General features: G+C 64.8%; 18 protein-coding genes. 9 read left to right on the forward strand and 9 right to left on the reverse strand.

The window, feature by feature from the left end; all coding sequences use genetic code 11:
• The 5 genes from VM94_RS28970 to cydX form a co-directional block, all read left to right on the forward strand.
• The coding region (locus tag VM94_RS28970) for an ATP-binding cassette domain-containing protein (protein ID WP_235432903.1) at positions 1-647 on the forward strand (647 nt) is incomplete at its 5' end.
• Positions 644-2,320 (forward strand): amino acid ABC transporter ATP-binding/permease protein, encoded by a 1,677-nt coding sequence (locus tag VM94_RS12250; RefSeq protein WP_046683728.1) that lies wholly within the window; start codon positions 644-646, stop codon positions 2,318-2,320. The genes VM94_RS28970 and VM94_RS12250, both read left to right, overlap by 4 nt.
• A gap of 115 nt (positions 2,321-2,435) precedes the next feature.
• The gene (locus tag VM94_RS12255) at positions 2,436-4,013 is read left to right on the forward strand and encodes a cytochrome ubiquinol oxidase subunit I (protein ID WP_046683729.1); all 1,578 of its coding nucleotides are present in this window, start codon (positions 2,436-2,438) and stop codon (positions 4,011-4,013) included.
• A 13-nt stretch (positions 4,014-4,026) separates the two neighbouring features.
• The gene (gene cydB, locus VM94_RS12260; protein WP_046683730.1) at positions 4,027-5,181 is read left to right on the forward strand and encodes a cytochrome d ubiquinol oxidase subunit II; all 1,155 of its coding nucleotides are present in this window, start codon (positions 4,027-4,029) and stop codon (positions 5,179-5,181) included.
• 21 nt (positions 5,182-5,202) lie between these two features.
• Complete coding sequence (gene cydX / locus VM94_RS12265) at positions 5,203-5,319, forward strand: cytochrome bd-I oxidase subunit CydX (protein WP_034757467.1); 117 nt, start codon at positions 5,203-5,205, stop codon at positions 5,317-5,319.
• A gap of 67 nt (positions 5,320-5,386) precedes the next feature.
• Here the strand turns inward: cydX and VM94_RS12270 are convergent, their stop codons facing one another.
• Complete coding sequence (locus VM94_RS12270) at positions 5,387-5,611, reverse strand: hypothetical protein (protein ID WP_034757471.1); 225 nt, start codon at positions 5,609-5,611, stop codon at positions 5,387-5,389.
• Positions 5,612-5,865: 254 nt separating this feature from the next.
• Positions 5,866-6,054 carry a hypothetical protein gene (locus VM94_RS28210; RefSeq protein ID WP_070304418.1) on the reverse strand — a complete coding sequence of 63 codons (189 nt, stop codon included), beginning with the start codon at positions 6,052-6,054 and terminating at the stop codon, positions 5,866-5,868.
• Positions 6,055-6,219: 165 nt separating this feature from the next.
• Here VM94_RS28210 and VM94_RS12280 point away from each other — a divergent pair, with 165 nt between their 5' ends.
• Positions 6,220-6,939 (forward strand): hypothetical protein, encoded by a 720-nt coding sequence (locus VM94_RS12280; RefSeq protein WP_046683732.1) that lies wholly within the window; start codon positions 6,220-6,222, stop codon positions 6,937-6,939.
• 2 nt (positions 6,940-6,941) lie between these two features.
• Here VM94_RS12280 and VM94_RS12285 read toward each other — a convergent pair whose 3' ends face one another.
• Both VM94_RS12285 and VM94_RS12290 read right to left on the reverse strand, forming a co-directional pair.
• Entirely contained in the window at positions 6,942-7,316 is a 375-nt protein-coding gene (locus VM94_RS12285; RefSeq protein WP_046683733.1) for a DUF1294 domain-containing protein, read from the reverse strand.
• A gap of 59 nt (positions 7,317-7,375) precedes the next feature.
• Positions 7,376-7,942 (reverse strand): methylated-DNA--[protein]-cysteine S-methyltransferase, encoded by a 567-nt coding sequence (locus VM94_RS12290; RefSeq protein WP_082127687.1) that lies wholly within the window; start codon positions 7,940-7,942, stop codon positions 7,376-7,378.
• Between the two features lie 105 nt (positions 7,943-8,047).
• On the opposite strand from VM94_RS12290, the gene VM94_RS12295 reads away from it, so the two are divergent.
• Positions 8,048-8,797 (forward strand): nucleotidyltransferase domain-containing protein, encoded by a 750-nt coding sequence (locus tag VM94_RS12295; protein WP_052755735.1) that lies wholly within the window; start codon positions 8,048-8,050, stop codon positions 8,795-8,797.
• Here the strand turns inward: VM94_RS12295 and VM94_RS12300 are convergent.
• Positions 8,794-10,926, reverse strand: coding sequence for a TonB-dependent siderophore receptor (locus VM94_RS12300; RefSeq protein WP_052755736.1), 2,133 nt, complete (start codon positions 10,924-10,926; stop codon positions 8,794-8,796). The two genes, VM94_RS12295 and VM94_RS12300, sit on opposite strands and share 4 nt — an antisense overlap.
• 636 nt (positions 10,927-11,562) lie before the next feature.
• Here VM94_RS12300 and VM94_RS12305 point away from each other — a divergent pair.
• The gene (locus VM94_RS12305; RefSeq protein WP_160309289.1) at positions 11,563-12,240 is read left to right on the forward strand and encodes a hypothetical protein; all 678 of its coding nucleotides are present in this window, start codon (positions 11,563-11,565) and stop codon (positions 12,238-12,240) included.
• Between the two features lie 3 nt (positions 12,241-12,243).
• On the opposite strand, the gene VM94_RS12310 is transcribed toward VM94_RS12305, so the two are convergent.
• From VM94_RS12310 to VM94_RS12320, 4 genes are all read right to left on the reverse strand, one after another.
• Positions 12,244-12,642 carry a bacteriohemerythrin gene (locus tag VM94_RS12310; RefSeq protein ID WP_034757497.1) on the reverse strand — a complete coding sequence of 133 codons (399 nt, stop codon included), beginning with the start codon at positions 12,640-12,642 and terminating at the stop codon, positions 12,244-12,246.
• A 300-nt stretch (positions 12,643-12,942) separates the two neighbouring features.
• On the reverse strand, positions 12,943-13,098 hold the full coding sequence (locus VM94_RS28520) for a hypothetical protein (RefSeq protein WP_160309290.1): 156 nt from the start codon (positions 13,096-13,098) through the stop codon (positions 12,943-12,945).
• A 151-nt stretch (positions 13,099-13,249) separates the two neighbouring features.
• On the reverse strand, positions 13,250-13,435 hold the full coding sequence (locus VM94_RS28215) for a hypothetical protein (protein ID WP_138828849.1): 186 nt from the start codon (positions 13,433-13,435) through the stop codon (positions 13,250-13,252).
• Between the two features lie 111 nt (positions 13,436-13,546).
• Positions 13,547-16,060 carry a PepSY domain-containing protein gene (locus tag VM94_RS12320; protein ID WP_409929566.1) on the reverse strand — a complete coding sequence of 838 codons (2,514 nt, stop codon included), beginning with the start codon at positions 16,058-16,060 and terminating at the stop codon, positions 13,547-13,549.
• Positions 16,061-16,256: 196 nt separating this feature from the next.
• Between VM94_RS12320 and VM94_RS12325 the strand changes: the two genes are divergently transcribed.
• Positions 16,257-17,357: a branched-chain amino acid aminotransferase gene (locus VM94_RS12325; protein ID WP_046683737.1), complete on the forward strand. Its 1,101-nt coding sequence runs from the start codon at positions 16,257-16,259 to the stop codon at positions 17,355-17,357.
• Positions 17,358-17,412 lie beyond the last annotated feature (55 nt).

The following is a 17,412-nucleotide window of genomic DNA, read 5'->3' on the forward strand; positions in this document are numbered from 1 at the left end:
TCCAGCAACTGCGCTTTGCCCATCCCGGCGAAGCGCCCGTGTTCGACGGCTTCGACCTGAAGGTGGGCGCGGGCGAGCACGTGGCCCTGCTGGGCGCCAGCGGCGCCGGCAAGACCACCTTGCTGTCCCTGCTGGCCGGCTTGCTGCCCGCCAGCGGCGGCGACATCCGCATCGGCGGCGTGCGCCTGAACGACAGCACCGTCAATACCTTGCGCCAGCGCATGGCCTGGATGGGCCAGCGTCCGCACGTGTTTGCCGCGTCCGTCAGCCAGAACGTGACCCTGGGCCGCGTGGGGGCGAACGCCGCGCAAGTGACGCAGGCGCTGCACCTGGCCGACCTGGCCAAGGTGGAGCAGGCCCAGCCGGCCGTCATGCTCAGCGATGGCGGCCAGGGCTTGTCCGGCGGCGAAGCCGTGCGCCTGGCCCTGGCCCGCGTGGCCCTGCATCCGCATGCGGATTTGCTGCTGGTCGATGAACCGACGGCCCACCTGGACAGCGAAACGGCGGCGCGCGTGACGGATGCCCTGCTGGCACTGGCGCAAGGCAAGACGATGATCGTCGCCACGCACGACCCCGTGCTGGCTGGCCGCCTGCAGCGCACGGTGCAGGTCGCTGCACCGGCGCAGGCAGAGGAGTTGCGCGCATGAAAATCATATTGAACCCCGTCCTGCGCCAATTGCTGCTGGCCCAGCCTGGCAAGCTGATCGGCGGCGCCTTGCTGGCGGCCCTGACGGCGGTGGCCGGCATGGCCTTGCTGGGCTTGTCCGGCTGGTTCATCACGGCCACGTCGATTGCCGGCCTGCACGCTTCGACGGCCATCGTGTTCGACGTGTTCGGTCCGTCGGCCGGCATCCGCCTGCTGGCCATCGGCCGCACGGGGTCGCGCTATGCTGAGCGGCTCGTCACGCACGACGCCACGTTCGCCGCGCTGGCCAGCATCCGCGTGCGCCTGTTCCGTGGCTGGTCGCGCCCGGAAGCGGCCAGCCGCTTGCTGCGCCAGCCCGCCAAGCTGCTGTTCCGCCTGACGGCCGATATCGACGCGCTCGAATCGCTGTACTTGCGCCTGCTCGTGCCTGCCTTCACGGCCCTGTGCGCGGCCTTGCTGGCCAGCGTGGCGCTGGGCGTGATGCAGTGGCAGCTGGGCCTGGGCCTGGCCGCGTGGCTGCTGGCCGCCGGTGGCGGCATCAGCTGGATCGTGGCGCGCCGCGCCCGCCGTCCCGCCATCGTGCGCTCGCGCGCCATCGAAAAACTGCGTTCCGGCACCATCGACCTGGTGGCAGGCCAGACGGATCTCGTGATGGCGGGCCGCATCGACGCCCAATGCGCGGCGCTGGGGCAGATCGACCGCTCGCTGGCGCAAGCCGATTTTGCTTTGCTGCGTCTGGAAACGGCGGCCGGCGCCGCGTATGGCGTGGCCGGCAGCGCGACCTTGGCTGGCGTGTTGCTGGCCGTGGCCGCGCTGGTGCAACAGCAAACGATGAGTTTGCCTCTGGCGGCCCTGGCCTTGCTGGTCGCCCTGACGGCCGTGGAGCCGTTTGCGGGACTGCGCCGCGGCGCGCTGGAAGCGGGGCGCATGCTGCTGGCCGTACGGCGTCTGGCGCCGCGCCTGGATGGCGAAGATGTATGTGCGCCGCCTTTTGATGCCGCACCAGGCTTGCGCCTGGAACACGTCAGCGCCGCGCATGCGGGCGGCAATAATGCCATCTTGCATGACGTATCGCTGCACATCGCCGATGGCGAGCGCGTGGCCTTGATCGGCCCCAGCGGCGCGGGCAAGTCGACCTTGCTGGCCATCGCCGCGCGCGAACTGGCGCCATTGTCGGGCACGGTGAGCGCGCCGCGCGCCTGCCTGTTTACGCAGAAGACGGAATTGTTCCAGGACAGCTTGCGCGACAACCTGCGCCTGGCCGCCCCGTCCGCCAGCGACGCGCAACTGTGGGCGGCGCTGCAGTCGGCCGGCCTGGACGAGGAAGTGCGCGCCTTTGCGGGCGGCTTGGACACCATGCTGGGCGAGGGCGGCCTGGGCCTGTCGGGCGGCCAGGCGCGGCGATTGGCGCTGGCGCGGCTGTTCCTGCATGAATCGACCTTGTGGCTGCTGGACGAAGCGACGGAAGCGCTCAATGCCCAGACGGCGACCGACGTCCTGCAGCGCCTGCGCGCGCGCAGCGAAGGACGCAGCTTGCTGATCGCAACCCACTTGCGGCGCGAAGCGGCGCTGGCGGACAGGCTGGTTAGTCTGCGCGATGGCCGTATCGTGGGCGACGCGCGGCGTGGCACACCGGCCTTCGACACGGCCATGGCGGGATTGCGCGGAGATTAAGACAGAACGGAGACACAGGCGCTGCCGTCCGCCGGCATGAGGGGCGGTAGCAATCGAATTACATCAGATAGATACCAAGTCTACAATTACATTAGGGAAACACCAAGGAAATCATATGGACTTCGATATTGTCGCTTTATCCAGACTGCAGTTCGCGCTGACAGCTCTGTACCACTTTATATTCGTTCCGCTGACGATCGGCCTGTCAGTGATCCTCGCCATCATGGAGACGGTCTACGTGATGACGAACCGCCCCATCTGGCGTGACATGACCAAGTTCTGGGGTGTCTTGTTCGGCATCAACTTCGCCATGGGCGTGGCGACGGGCATCGTCATGGAATTCCAGTTCGGCATGAACTGGAGCTATTACAGCCATTATGTGGGCGACATTTTCGGCGCGCCGCTGGCCATCGAGGGCTTGATGGCCTTCTTCCTGGAAGCGACCTTCGTCGGCCTGTTCTTCTTCGGCTGGGACAAGCTGTCGAAGCGCGGCCACCTGGTCACGACCTGGCTGGTGGCCATCGGCTCGAACTTCTCGGCCCTGTGGATTTTGATCGCCAACGGCTGGATGCAAAATCCCGTCGGCGCGGCCTTCAATCCGCAAACCATGCGCATGGAAGTGACGGACTTCGGCGCCGTGCTGACGAACCCGGTGGCGCAGGCGAAATTCGTGCACACGGTGTCGGCCGGCTATACGGCCGCGGCCGTGTTCGTGCTGGGTATTTCCGCCTGGTATCTGCTGAAGGGCCGCCACGTGCAACTGGCCAAGCGTTCGATGACGGTGGCCGCCTCGTTCGGCCTGGCCGCCTCGCTGTCGGTGGTGGTACTCGGTGACGAAAGCGGCTACCTGTCGTCCGAACATCAAAAGATGAAGCTGGCCGCCATCGAAGCCATGTGGACGACGGAGCCGGCCCCGGCCGCCTTCACGGCCTTCGGCTTTCCCGACGCGAAAGCGCGCGAGACGCACTATGCCGTGCACATCCCGATGGTGATGGGCTTGATCGGCACGCGTTCGCTGTCGACGGAAATCCCCGGCATCGAGCAATTGGTCGACCGTGGCGAACTGCTGATCAAGGATGGCATCAAGGCGTATGACGCGCTGCAAACCATCCGCGGCGTGGCGCCGGGCAGTCCCGTGCCGCAGGACGCGAAGGACATGTTCGAATCGAAAGGCCAGTCCATGGGCTATGCCTTGCTGCTGAAGCGCTATGTCGACGACCCGCGCCAGGCCACGCCCGAGCAGATCCGCAAGGCCGCGCTCGATACCGTGCCGCCCGTGGGACCATTGTTCTGGTCCTTCCGCGTGATGGTGGGCCTGGGCATGTTCTTTATCTTGCTGACTGGCACCTTCTTCATCCTGTCGACGCGCCGTACGCTGGACAAGCACCGCTGGCTGCTGAAACTGGCCGTGTTCGCCATCCCGCTGCCGTGGGTGGCCATTGAAGCGGGCTGGATCGTGGCCGAGGTGGGCCGCCAGCCGTGGGTGATCGAAGGCGTGCTGCCGACGGCCGTGGCCGTCTCGAACCTGGGCGCTTCGACCCTCTTGATTACCATCGCCGGCTTTGCCGCCATCTACACCGTGCTGTTGATTATCGAAATGAAGCTCATGCTCAAGGCCATCCGCAAGGGGCCGGAAGAGAAGGCGCCGGCCCCCGTGCCAGCGGCTGCAGCCATTCATACCCAACGCGCCTGAGGAGGGCCAGACCATGATTTTGCATGAAATGATTTCGTATGAAACCCTGCGCCTGATCTGGTGGCTGCTGATCGGCATCCTGCTGGTGGGCTTTGCCATCACGGACGGCTTCGACCTGGGCACGGGCATCCTGCTGCCGTTCGCCGGCAAGACGGACCTCGAGCGCCGCGTCATCATCAACAGCATCGGTCCCGTGTGGGAAGGCAACCAGGTGTGGCTGATCCTCGGCGGCGGCGCCATCTTTGCCGCCTGGCCGCAACTGTATGCCGTTTCGTTCTCGGGCTTTTATCTGGCCATGTTCGTCATCCTCGTGGCGTTGATCGTGCGTCCCGTGGCGTTCAAGTTCCGCAGCAAGCGCGAAGATCCCCGCTGGCGCGCCCGCTGGGATGCGGCCCTGTTCGTGGGCGGCTTCGTGCCGGCCCTGATCTGCGGCGTGGCGATCGGCAACGTGCTGCAAGGCGTGCCGTTCCGTTTTTCGGCGGACATGCACATCTTCTATGACGGCAGCTTCTTTGCGCTGCTCAATCCGTTTGCGCTGCTGTGCGGCCTCGTCTCGGTGGCCATGCTGGTGATGCACGGCGCCACTTGGCTGCAAGTGAAGACGGACGGCGCCGTGGCTGAACGCTCGCGCCGCTACGGCAGTGTGGCTGCGCTCGCCACCGTCGTGCTGTATGCGCTGGCCGGCGTGGCCCTGTGGCTGTGGGTCGATGGCTATCGCGTCACCAGCGCCGTCGTCGTCGATGGTCCGTCGAACCCGATGCTGAAAACGGCGCAAGTGCACGTGGGCGCCTGGGTCCTCAACTTTGCCGCCCATCCGTGGACCTGGATCGCTCCTGCGCTGGGCTTGCTGGGCCCCTTGCTGGCGTTCGCCTTGCTGCGCGCGCGCCGCGAAGTGCCCGCCTTGCTGGCCAGCGCGGCCAGCATCGCCGGCATCATCCTCAGCGTGGGCGCGGCCATGTTCCCGTTCATCCTGCCATCGTCGATCGATCCCCGCGCCAGCCTGACGGTGTGGGATTCCTCATCCAGCCACATGACCCTGTTCATCATGCTGGTCGTCACGGCCGTCTTTATTCCCCTCATCGTGGCCTACACGACGTGGGTATATAAAGTGCTGTGGGGCAAGGTTGACGGCAAAGCCATCGAAGACGACACCGGTCACGCCTACTAAGAATTACGAAAGGAATTAACTATGTGGTATTTCGCCTGGATACTGGGTCTTCCGCTGGCGGCGACCTTCGCCGTGCTCAATGCGATGTGGTATGAAATCGCCGATGGCGACACGACGCCCGAGCAGTACCGCGACTAGAGGAGCTGGCCGCGTTACATCCTGAACAGCCCCGCCTGGCGCAATGCCCGGCGGGGCTTTTTGCTTACTAAAGCAAAATAAATTCGCCGCGGATGCGCAGTTTCATGCCGCGTGGCGCGTCGGCGCCCGCTGCCACGGCCCAGGCCGTAATCCAGCGCGCACAGCGTTCGCGCGCCGCCGCATCGGCCAGCGCCTCGTTCAGCCGCCGCAGGCGCGCATCGGCACGGTCGATGCGCTGGGCCAGGTACAGGCGCTGGTCCATGGGATCCGTCTTTTTGCTGTAATGCTGCATGGCTTTCCCTTTCCGCGTGGTAACAAATCAGGTGATGGCATAGCCATCTACGCACGGGAGCGCCATTTGGATGCGGTGCAGGCATAACCGCCATGCTGGTGGCTTTGCGAGCTTGCAATGGTGGCGTCGTCGGCTTACGCGCTGCGCGCTAAGCCGACCTACGGGCTGCTGGTGATGGGAAGTAGGTCGGATTGGCGGGGCAAGGCCACGCGTAATCCGACAATATTGCTGGCCGCGACGGTGGCGTCGTCGGCTTACGACCTACCGGCAGGTGGCTTGCTTGGCGGTTTGGGTGTTGCAATGGCAATCGGATCGCTGGCGGGAAAGCTTTCCTTCAGTGCTTCATCGAGGATTTCCTCGGCGTGGCTTTCGCTGGCCGGCGTGGGTGAATCGCGCTCCGGTGGCGGGGCGGGTGCGGTGGCGGCGTTGGTGCTGGAATGCATGGTGATTCCCTCGCGGTGGTGCGCCACGCTGCCGGGGTGGCCGTGGCACGTGCTGATGTTTCCAGCCTAGCACATCGCGCAAAAAAAGCGCGCCCGCTGCGTTTGCGGAAGGGGCGAGGGCGTCAGTCTGCTACACTGCGCTCCACTTTTATCGACGGAATTGCCATGACCTCCCACCCTTTGCCATATCGCGCTACCGCACTTGAAGCCTGCGCCTGGCTGGCCGAACAGACGGGCTCCCCGTGGACCCTGGGGCGCTTGCTGGAGCAGGGCGGCTTGCCGTTTGTCTGGCTCGATTACAGCGAAGCATGGGCCGAGCTGTTCCATGACGGCGTGACGCGCTATGCGGCGCCCGTCGTGTTTATCGAGGACAAACAGCACCTGGCCTCGGGCGCCGGCGACGTATGGCTGCGTTTTACGCGCGACTCGGGCAACATCGCCATCGAACTGAAGGCGCCCGGCTTGCGCGTGCCGCTGGACGGCTTGCATTTCCAGGAGCGCGATCTGTTGCGTTTGCTCAAGGAGCTGCGGCATCCGCAGCCGGCCGAGGAAACGGCGGAGAAGGCGCCCGTCGTCCTGCCCAGCGCCTTGAAGGGCTTGGGGCGCGAGCAGATTTTGATGGCCTTTGCCGGCGTGGGCAAGGTCGACCTGGAGCAGGGACTGGCCAGTGGCGTGGGCATTTTTGGCGACGATGGCGCGCGCGTGCGCAAGAATTCGCGTGGCGGCAAGAACAGCCACCTATGGCATCCCGTGACCTTGGCGTTCGGCTTGCACGACGTGCACCGCGTGCCGATGGCGCACCTGAAAAAGGCCTTCGCCACGCAGCCCTTGCTGCGCGAGTGGAAGGCGGACTGGCTGGAATCGCTGCGCCTGCTGGGCGAGTAAGCCTACAGCTCGATCGGCGCCACCTCGGTGCCGATATCGGGCGCCGCGTAATGCATGCTGAAATACACGAAAGCGCCGATATTGATGGCGACCGTGAGCCAGAACAGTACGCGGAACGAGCGCTTGCTGGACTTGTGGCGCAGCCATTGCTGGGCCAGCACGGCGCCAGGCCAGCCGCACAACAATCCCAGCAGCAGCAAAGTGCGTTCCGACGTGCGCCAGCGGCCCTCCTTGGCGGCGGATTTATCGATGGCATAGGCAACGAAGCAGCCGAGGCTCAGCACGCCATACGCGAGGGCGACAACGGCGGGGATGTGGAAAAAGAACGTGGCCAGCAAATACAGGATGACAAAGAACAGGATGACAAGATAGGGCATAGGATGTGTTTGCTTGAGCGGAGGGCGTCAGTATCCCACAAGGGGAGCGATGCCGCCGCTTAAAACAAGCAGCCTTGCGCCGTATCGACGTGCACGGCGCGGCGGCGGGCGTGGCCCGTCTTCAGCGCTTCGCGGTCGCTGGACAGGGAAATGCCTTCCAGCGCCAATAACGTTTCCTTGGCATGCAGGCCACCCGCAAAACCCGTCAACTCGCCCGTAGCGCCGATGACACGGTGGCAGGGGGCGATGATGGAAATGGGATTCTTGCCGTTGGCGGCGCCCACGGCGCGCACGGCGGCGGGGCGGCCGATCTGGCGCGCGATCTCGCCATAGCTGCGCGTCTGGCCGTACGGTATGGTCAGCAGCGCGCGCCAGACTTCCTGCTGGAATGGCGTGCCGGCAAAATCGAGCGGCACGTCGAATTGCTGGCGCGTGCCGGCGAAATATTCAGCCAGCTGGCGCGCCGTTTCCTGCAGCACGGCGCAACCGTCATCGACGCGCATCGCGCCCAGGCGCACGCGGTTCGGCTTGTCGTTTTCCCACAGGATGGCGGTCAGGGCCGCGCCGCGCGCCACCAGGGTCAGCTCGCCCACGGGCGAGGGCACCACGATGCAGTCGTATTCCATGTTTGTTCCTCGGTCAGATGGCGCCAGTGTAGCAGGATGGCGGCATGCCGCCTATCGTGTGTGGATAGCGTGTAGGATAGTGTTTTTCGGCATGGAGCACAGGCTTTGACGACGATCCCCACTTATGACGATATCCGCGCCATTGCCGTGCGGCTGGTGCATGAACGCTATCCTTCGGCCGTGGCGGCCATCATCGGCGGCTCGTTCGCCACGGGCCGGCAAACGGCTACTTCCGATATCGACTTGCTGCTGCTGTTCGACCACGTCGACTGCGCCTGGCGCGACACGTTCGTGGCCGAAGGGCGCACGGTGGAACTGTTCGGGCACGACGTGGCCACGTTCACGTATTTTTGCCATGAGATGGATGCGCCCCGCGGCACAGTGCCGCTGGCGATGATGGTGGTCGAAGGGGAAAACATCCTCGCCGCCGGCGACGGCTACGCCCGGCTGCATGCGCTGGCGCACGCCATTGATACGGCTGGCCCGCCCGTGCTCGACGTGGAAAACCTGCAGCGCCGCCGCTACGCCATCACCACCGCGCTGGAAGACTTGGTCGACAGCACGCACCCGGGCGAGGCGCTGGCCGTCGCTTGCCAGCTGTACGAAGCGCTGGCCGACCTGCACTTGCGCGCGGCCGGCGAATGGAGCGGCGGCGGCAAGCATTTGTTCCGGCGCCTGCAGGCGTTCGACGCCAGCCTCGCCTCCCAGCTCGACGGCGCGCTGCGCCTGGTCGCCAGCGACTTGCCGGCCGGCCAGCAGGCCTTCGAACAAGTCGCTGCCGCCGTGCTGGCGCCCGTGGGCGGCCCCTTGCTGGAAGGATTTACCCTGCCGGCGCCCGCGCACTGGCGTGCTTAGAAAGCCGTGCGCACGGAGAGGCTGATGTTGCGCGGTTCGCCCCAGAACACGCCGTCGAAGAAGCCCACGTTACGGTAGTACTTTTTGTCGAGCAGGTTATTCACGTTCAGTTGCACGCTGGCGTGCCGGTTGAGCGCGTAGCTGGCCATGGCGTTGAACAGCGCATAACCGGCTTGCGGGATATTCGTGATCTCGCCCGATGGCGGGCGGCCGTACCACGACTCGCTGTAGGTGGCGCTTTGCGCCGTCATGCTGGCGCCCGCCCTCAAGCCCGCCAGGCGGCCGTCGAAACGGTAGCTGGTGGCCAGGCGCAGCAAGTGGCGCGGCTGCGTGGTGGCGGCGCGGCGGCCATCGGCCTCGGCCGCGTGCAGATAGGTATAGCCGCCGCTCGCTTCCCAGGCGGGCGTGATCTGGCCGGAGACGTCGAACTCGACGCCCTTGGCCGTCACGCCGGCGCCATTGGCCACCATGGCCTGGCCGCCATCGGGCAGCAAGAAGCCGGGCGGCACCGTGCGGTCGAGCTCCGCGAGGTTCTTTTTCTTCGTGTGGAACAGGGCGGCCGACGCGTTCAGCTTGCCTTCATAGAATTCGCCCTTGATGCCCAGTTCCGCATTGTCGCCCGTTTCCGGCGCCAGGAACTGGTTGTTGCGGTCCTTGCTCGTCTGCGGATTGAACAGCTGCGTGAAGCTGGCGTAGGCCGAATACTGTTTGTTGATGTCGAACACGGCGCCCACATAAGGCGTCACTTCATTGCGCGTCTCCACGAGGTCGCTGCTGCCCGTGTACCTGCCCTGCGTGTTGTAGTTGCGCGTATCCGTGCGGTAGCTGCTGCTGCGCGCGCCGATGATGACATGCAGGGGATTGGCCAGGCTCAATCGCGTGGCTACATAGCCGCCCGCCAGGCGCGTGACGGCTTCCGTGTGCGAGCCGTCCGGATGGAAGACGGGGCGGGGAATGTTGCCCGTCCAGCTGCGGTAATCGGGAACGAAGGCCGGGTAATCGATGTCCGCCTCGCCACCCAGCGAGCGGGCGCGCTGGTTGCCGCCGTTCCAGCCGATGATGGCCGTATGCTTGCGCCCCAGCAAGGTGAACGGGCCGCTGGCGTACAGGTCGAAATTGTCGTTGATGGTCTTGCCTGGCCCATAGGCGCCCGTCCACAGGAGCATGCCTTTGCCCGTGGCCGGGTCGGGATGGCCGCCACCCGCATAGGCGACCGTGGTGCGGTTCGTGCTTTCCGTTCGCGCATAACCGAGGTGCATATTCCAGTTGCCGGGCAGGCGCTGGTCCAGCGACGTGAACAGCGTGTGCTGCTTGTTGGCCCAGGTGCTCCATGGCGTCGTGAGGCTGGTGTTGCGCGGCAAGTTGGCCAGGCTGCCGTCCGCGTTCCAGTAGGGCACGGCGCCCCAGGTAGCGCCCGTGGGCTTGTTGTCCTGGAAGTCGACACCGGCCGTCAGCAGGGTGCCGGGGCGCAAGTCCGCCTCGACGATGACCATGCCGACCATCTTGCGTTCGTGATACATGTCCAGGTAGGAATCGCGTTTTTGCCAGGCCAGGGCAGTGCGCGCACGCACGCTGCCCTCCGCGTTCAGCGGCGTTGACAGGTCGGCTTCGAAGCGCTGGTCATCCCAGCGGCCCATGATGAGACCGGCGCTGGCCTGGAAGGTTTTCGTTGGCCGCTTGCGTATCATATTGATGGTGGCCGATGGATCGCCCTTGCCGCCCATCAAGCCGGTGGCGCCGCGCACAACCTCGATGCGGTCGTACAAAATCGTGTCTTGCAGCGGCGCATTGCCGCCGCGCGCCATGCCGTCGATCTGGAGATTGTTGATGCCGAAGCCGCGCGCATAAAACCGCGTGCGTTCCGTGTCGTTCTGGCCCACCTGGATGCCCGTCGTCTGCGCCAGCGCCTGGTCCAGGCGTACGGCGCCCAAGTCGTCGAGCAGCTGGCGTGTGATGACGCTGACCGATTGCGGCGTTTCGCGCAGGGTCAGCTCCATGCGCGTGGCACTGCGCGCTTCGCCTGCCGTGTACGACTGCGTCCCTTCCGTCGTAGCCGTCGACTGGCCCAGTACGGTGACGGCCGGCATGGTGACGTCGGCCGCGGCGGCGTCGGCAGCCTGTGCGGGCAAAACCACGCCGGGGCAAGGCTGAGCAAGCTGATGTGTAACAGATGGGGGCGCAAGGCGGGCTGGCGCGAAGAAGAGAGGACTGTCGTTGATTGCATCATTTTCCTGGAATATTTTTAGTCGTGAGTGTTCCTATCTCGTCTGGCGAGGTGCGCAGTAGCTGGGGGATGGCGTGACGCTGGCCCGTGGTCTGGCTTGGATAGCAGTTCCACCGCAAGGCCCGGCGCGGTCGGGCAGTGGAAAAGAAAGGCGCGCGATTCTTGCTTGTTTTGTAAATAAGAATCATTATCAATATAAGTGATATTTGCCAAATAATCAAGCGTACGCACCGAAAGAGTGCAGGCAGGAGTGCGGGCAGGCTAGTGGCGGCGCATCGGCTGGCCTTCTGCGATAATGCAGGCGCTGACAAAATATTTTCCTCACTGAAAGAAATGCATGCGTACATGGATCGCTTGTGCCGGATGGTTGTGTGTCGTGTCGCTGGGCCAGGCCCAGGAACACGCGCCGCCGCCGGCTGTTCCCGCGCCGCTGCAGAGCGCCAGCGTGCCGCCCGCCGCCGCCGTATCGCCACCCTTATCGCCACCCGTATCGCCACCCCTTGCGCCGGCCACATCCGCAGCGTCAGCGCCAGCGGTACCGGTGCCAGCAGACGAAGACTTGCCACCGCAAACGGTGACGATCACGGCCAACAGCGACGCCAAGGCGCCGCGCGTGCGCTTCACGGCTTACCGCGAAAGCTATCTGACAGCCAGGAAAGTGTGGCAAGTGTCGAGCGGCAGCGTGGTCATGGCCCTGCGCCTGATTCCTGCCAAGCTGAGCGCCACTATCGACGACGTGCGCGTGGCCTTGCAAGGCAATGGCGCGCCCATGCCGATCAAGGTGTCCGACGGCGGCGTGTTTGTCGTGCCGCTCAACGATGACATCGCCGCGCAGGACGGTACTTTCCTGGTGAACAAGGGCAGGGGCGAGCTGACGGCGAATATCGTGCTGCAGCCCGCCGTGGCGCGCGATGCGTGGAACGTCACGCGCGTGGGGCAAGTCTTGCGCGACGCCCGGCGCGCCGTGCGGGCCATCACGCCGTGGTACAAGCGGCCGTTCGCCAGCGACGTGCAATCGCTGGCCTTTTGCGCGGCGGAACGGGGCAGCGCCTTGCAGTTGATGGATGGCGAGCAATTGATCGCCACCTTGCCCATGAACGAGGCGGCCGTCAACGACATCAACCAGCCCGTGTTTTGCAAGATTTTCGACGGTGAAGACAAATACCCGGGACACTACCGCGTGGTCATGCCCGAGCAGGCGACGGTGTTGCTGCTGTAGAAACTAGTTGGGCTGGCGCTGCACCAGTTCCAGCGCCGCCGCCAGGGCCAGGTCCATGGTGGCCTGGTGAAAGATCAGCCATTGCGGCAACAGCGACAGCGCATGGCGGCCCTGTTCCAGATCGCCTTCATCGACGGCGGCCCAGGCATGGTGCAAGCCGCTGAGCACGCGGGCATGCTGTTCGCGGTGGTTGGCCAGCGAGGGAAAGGCGATTTCTTCCATCAAATCCTCCTCCTCGCGAAAATCGCGTTCGACGGCCGCAATCAGCTCGCGAAACGCCACGCTGAAATGCTGGTCGCCCAACTGCTGCAGCCGCGCCAGCTCCTGAAACAGCGCCTCATGCGCCTCGTCGATGACGGGAACACCCAGCGCCATCTCATCCTTCCAATGCGATTTACCCATGCCGATGCTCCCGGTTAAGTCCGTCACGGTGCGAAGCGGACTGTTCCAGTGTGGACGTAGCGAAGAGAGAAATCCATGACCTGGATCAAATGTGTAGTGGAGAGGGTTTGAGGAAAACTAGAAAAACTGATCGGTGAAGAAAACAAATTCCCACCGGCAACAACGCAGTTTTTGAATGTGAACGTCACTACCGAGCGCCGCTGAAAAACGTTGCTGGCAAGGCGCCGTGCCGAAGGCAGTACGAATGTACGACTAGGCACGGCAACGCCGCCAGCGGCGTTTTCTCAGCCGCGCGTATTATTAATGCTTGGGCCAGTGGGCCCATAGGGCTTGCGCATCGACATTCGGCACCTGCAACTGCTGCCCGGCGGATAGCTGCATCGTATCCCTCAACACGAGGGGTGCAAGCATCAGGGCCGACAGGGCAAGGCAGGCCAGCACTTTGAGCGTCAACATGGTCGTCTCCCGGTGTCCCGGCGGCGGCGCGGGGATGCGGCGCCTGCCGGTCACTTCCTTATGTACTACCATGCTTGCAGTTTAGTTCACCTGGTCGTAACTTCAACTTATTGCTGTGATGCACTGCACCAGTTCGCCTGCTGCCAGGGGCCTATTTGGCCTTGCGGCTGCGCCGTGGCTTGCCCGCCGCGGGCAGGAAGGAATCGAACCACACTTGCGTCAACTGTCGCGTATTTTTTGCCGCCTCGCGCTTGACGGCGGCCGTCGCGTGGCCGCGCGCCGTGTTGGCGATGCGGTTGGCGGTGCTCAGGTACATGCTCATCCAGGGGTTTTTCATGGCTAGCCTCGCAGACAGTGGGTGGGAATGCCTACACTCTAGTCCGATGGGCGGCGCTGACTGTGCGCCTGCCCACATAGCCGGGCCGTGCTGGTAATCGGCTGAGCCAGATCAATACACGTCGCGGCGGTAGCGTCCGGCCGCCAGCAGGGCGTCGACGCCATCCTGGCCCAGCACTTCTTGCAGTACAGCATCGATTCCTGTGGCCATGCCTTGCAGGCTGCCGCACACGTAGACGATGGCGCCTTGCGCCAGCCAGTCGCGCAGCTCGCCGGCGCTGGCGCGCAGGCGGTCTTGCACGTATTCCCGAATTTCACCATCGCGCGAAAAGACCCTGTCCAGACGCGCCAGGTGGCCAGCGTCGAGCCAGCCTTGCAACTCCGCGCCGCAGACGTTGTCAAAAGCTTGCTGGCGTTCGCCAAACAGCAGCCAGTTGCGGGCCAGCCCCGCCCGCTGGCGCGCGCGTAAATGCGCACGCAGGCCGGCCAGGCCGGAACCATTACCGATATAAATGCAGGGCACGTCGACGAGGGCGGGCGCGAAGGCGGGATTGGCTTGCAGGCGCAGGCGGATGGGGCTGCCCAGCGGGGCGAAACGGGTCAACCAGCCGGAAGCGAGGCCATGGCCCTGGTTTGCCTCGCCCGCATGGCGTTCCTGGCGCACCAGCAATTGCAGTTCGCCATCGGATGGCAGCGAAGCGAGCGAATAGCTGCGGGGCGCGTGGTGGGCATTATCTGCATCGCCATGGCTGCCATCGGCATTGCAGGCGATGATTTCGGCCAGTGCGCCCGCTTCCCAAGTGGCGCCGGCCGGGCCCGTCAAAGTGATTTCATGCAATTCGCCGCCCAGGCTGCCCGGGTTGAGCAGCACGCGGCGCGCCAGGCGCCACTCGGCATACGACGTTTCTTCCTGCACGCCGATGGCGTCGATGGCGCTGCCGCTGCAGCGGGCCAGCGCTGTGGACCAGTCGGCCAGGGCGGCGGGGTCGTGCTTGTCGACTTCGATCAGGGGGAACAAGGGCGTGGCGCCCAGCGCCTGCAATTGTTGCGCCAGCGCATGGCCAAAGCCGCAGAAGGCGCTGTAATGGTGGTCGCCCAGGGCCAGCATGCCAAATTCGAGGCCCGCCAGCGGCGTGCCGGCTGTTGTTTGCAGCAGGCGCGCGAAGCGGCGCGTGCCGTCCGGCGCCTCGCCTTCGCCAAAGGTGCTGGCAACGATCAGGGCCCGTTCGTACTGGCGCAATTGCGCGGGATCAAACCGGTCCAGCGACTGCACGTTGACGGCCACTCCGGCCTGCTGCAGGGCGCGCGCGCTTTCCAGGGCCAGGCGCTCGGCTTGGCCCGACTGGCTGGCGTAGGCGACGAGGATAGGTAAACCTGTGTCCGTCTTGCCCGGCGCGCCGGCGCCCAGCATGGCGCGCTGCGCCTGCACAGCCCGTTTTGCCTTGCGGCGGCCCAGGTACAGCATCCAGCCCGTGACGGCGAACAAGGGCAGGCCCAGGCTGGCCAAGGTAACGATGATGCGGCCTGGCAAACCAAAATACGTGCCCATGTGCAGCGGATAAATGATGTTGACGAGGCGCGAGCCCAGCGCTTGCTGGCTGTACGGCTCGTTTTCCGTCACCGTGCCGTCGGCCGGTGCAATGCTCATGCGGCTGCGCGCCCGCTCGTGCGGCGCATCGCTGGCCAGCCACGTGAATTGCACGGCTTCGCCGGCGCGCGTGGGCAGGCGCACGCTGGCCAGGGTCCAGCCGGGGGCGTGCTGCTGGAAGCTGGTCCAGGCCAGGCCGATGTCGACGGCGGGCGCCTTCTCCTTGCCGCCGCCTTTTTTCGCGGGTGCCTGTGCCATCCTTGGCGGCTTGCCGGCCCAGGCGTCGATATTGTCGCGCACCACGTCATAGCTCCAGTAAATGCCCGTCAGGGTCAGCGCCACGTAGACGACCAGGCACCAGGTGCCGGCCACGGCGTGCAGATTCCACAAAAAGGAACGGCCCTTCAGGGCGGGATCGAAGGTCAGCCAGGTGCGCCAGTCCAGCGGACGGCGGGGCCAGCGCAGATACAGGCCGGACAGGGCTAACCCCAGCAGGCACAGGGCCAGCGCGCCCGCCACTTGCCGACCCGGATCGCGCGGCAGCAGCAGCCAGCGGTGCAGCGATTCCGTCCACTCGAAAAATTCCGCACCGGTCAAAGCAGGCTGGGTCGCGCCCGTGTATGGATGCACATAAATGGATACACCGCGCCGCTGGCCGTTCTTCGGCGCGAAGAACAGGCGTGGCGCCGCGCCCGCTTGCGCATACACGGTGATCGAGGCCACGGGCTGGCCATGTTCGGCAGCGGCAATGTTGCTCAGCTGGGCCGCGGTCAGCGGGGCGCGGGTTTCCACGGGCACATGGCGTACGCCGGGGTTCATGAGGTCCAGCAATTCATCCTTGACAGCCAGGGTGGCGCCGCTCAGGCCAATGATCACCAGCACCGTGCCAGCCGTGATGCCGATGAACCAGTGCAATTGAAACCATACCTGCTTCCAGCTCCAGTGCCAGCGCCGCTGTTTTTGCGTAGCGGCAAGCTGGTGCATCGCGGGCACGGCGTCGGTGCTGGCGCGCAACTGGGGGAGGGAGGAACTGGTCATGGCGGCTTTCGATAGCGCCGCCATGCAGGACGTCAGGCATGGCGGGGAAGAAGGAAGGCTGATATTTTAACGCAAACGAGAATCATTCGCAAATGATGCCGCCCTGTTGTCACGTGGCGGGGGCCACCCTCGTTTGCCTGATCGGGCGCCATAGGCGCTACAATAGGGATACTGTTCACTAGTTCCCATTGCTGCCATGACCACTTCCACACCGAATCTCGTCGTCACCCCGTCCGCCCACCCCTTGTCCGACGCCGAGCGCGCCGCGCGCATGGTCAATCCCGCCTTTGGCCGCATCTTCACCGACCACATGGTGGTGATTCCTTACCGCGACGGCAAGTGGCAGCAGGGCGAACTGAAAGCCTACGGCCCGCTGATGCTGGACCCGTCCGCCTCGTCCCTGCACTACGGCCAGGCCATCTTCGAAGGTTACAAGGCGTTTGCCCAGCCGGACGGCAGCATCAAGACTTTCCGCCCAGAACAAAACGCCGAGCGCTTCAACCGCAGCGCCGCGCGCCTGGCCATGCCGGCCATTCCTGTCGAGCTGTTCCTGGAAGCGGGCGACGCGCTCATTTCGCAAGACCGCAACTGGGTGCCGAAAAACACGGGCGAAAGCCTGTACATGCGTCCGCTGATGATCGCCACCGATCCTTACCTGGGCGTGCGTCCATCGGAAGAATACCTGTTCGTGCTGTTCGCCTCGCCGGCCGGCGCCTATTTCCCGAAAGGCGTGAAACCCGTCACCGTGTGGATCAGCGAAGACTTCGTGCGCGCCGCGCCGGGCGGCACGGGTGAAGCCAAGTGCGCGGGCAACTACGCGGCCAGCCTGATGGCTCAGTCACAAGCGCAAGAAAAGGGCTGCGACCAGGTCGTGTGGCTCGACGCCGTGCACCGCGAATTCATCGAGGAAATGGGCGGCATGAATTTGTTCTTCGTCTACAAGGATGGCGAAAAAATCACCGTCGTGACGCCGGAGCTGACGGGCACCTTGCTGCCAGGCATCACTCGCCGCAGCCTGCTGGAAATGGCAAAAGACCTCGGCTATGCGACGGAAGAGCGTAAATTGTCCGTCCTGCAATGGCGCGATGACATCGCCTCGGGCCGCATGACCGAAGTGTTCGCCTGCGGCACGGCCGCTGTCATCACGCCGGTGGGCGTGGCCAAGGCCAACGGCTTTGAAATGACCATCAATAACAATGAAAACGGCGCCGTTACCCTGGCCCTGCGCGAAGCGTTGCTGGGCTTGCAGCATGGCACGGCTGCGGACACCCACGGCTGGATGCACAAGGTTTGCTGATCAGCTTGTTGGATTGATACCGCGCCGGCACCCAGTTGCCGGCGTTTTTATATCT

It is taken from the genome of Janthinobacterium sp. KBS0711 (genome assembly GCF_000988085.1).
GTDB lineage: Bacteria > Pseudomonadota > Gammaproteobacteria > Burkholderiales > Burkholderiaceae_D > Janthinobacterium > Janthinobacterium lividum_E.

Bases quoted from the DNA above. Each gene is read 5' to 3' on its own strand.
- VM94_RS12310 (WP_034757497.1), bottom strand. From the start codon at position 12,642: ATGGGTAAATCGCATTGGAAGGATGAGATGGCGCTGGGTGTTCCCGTC.
- VM94_RS28210 (WP_070304418.1), bottom strand. From the start codon at position 6,054: ATGCATTCCAGCACCAACGCCGCCACCGCACCCGCCCCGCCACCGGAG.
- VM94_RS28215 (WP_138828849.1), bottom strand. From the start codon at position 13,435: ATGAAAAACCCCTGGATGAGCATGTACCTGAGCACCGCCAACCGCATC.
- VM94_RS12285 (WP_046683733.1), bottom strand. From the start codon at position 7,316: ATGCCCTATCTTGTCATCCTGTTCTTTGTCATCCTGTATTTGCTGGCC.
- VM94_RS12290 (WP_082127687.1), bottom strand. From the start codon at position 7,942: ATGGAATACGACTGCATCGTGGTGCCCTCGCCCGTGGGCGAGCTGACC.
- VM94_RS12270 (WP_034757471.1), bottom strand. From the start codon at position 5,611: ATGCAGCATTACAGCAAAAAGACGGATCCCATGGACCAGCGCCTGTAC.
- VM94_RS28520 (WP_160309290.1), bottom strand. From the start codon at position 13,098: ATGTTGACGCTCAAAGTGCTGGCCTGCCTTGCCCTGTCGGCCCTGATG.
- VM94_RS12255 (WP_046683729.1), top strand. From the start codon at position 2,436: ATGGACTTCGATATTGTCGCTTTATCCAGACTGCAGTTCGCGCTGACA.
- VM94_RS12325 (WP_046683737.1), top strand. From the start codon at position 16,257: ATGACCACTTCCACACCGAATCTCGTCGTCACCCCGTCCGCCCACCCC.
- VM94_RS12250 (WP_046683728.1), top strand. From the start codon at position 644: ATGAAAATCATATTGAACCCCGTCCTGCGCCAATTGCTGCTGGCCCAG.
- VM94_RS12320 (WP_409929566.1), bottom strand. From the start codon at position 16,060: ATGACCAGTTCCTCCCTCCCCCAGTTGCGCGCCAGCACCGACGCCGTG.
- cydX (WP_034757467.1), top strand. From the start codon at position 5,203: ATGTGGTATTTCGCCTGGATACTGGGTCTTCCGCTGGCGGCGACCTTC.
- VM94_RS12280 (WP_046683732.1), top strand. From the start codon at position 6,220: ATGACCTCCCACCCTTTGCCATATCGCGCTACCGCACTTGAAGCCTGC.
- cydB (WP_046683730.1), top strand. From the start codon at position 4,027: ATGATTTTGCATGAAATGATTTCGTATGAAACCCTGCGCCTGATCTGG.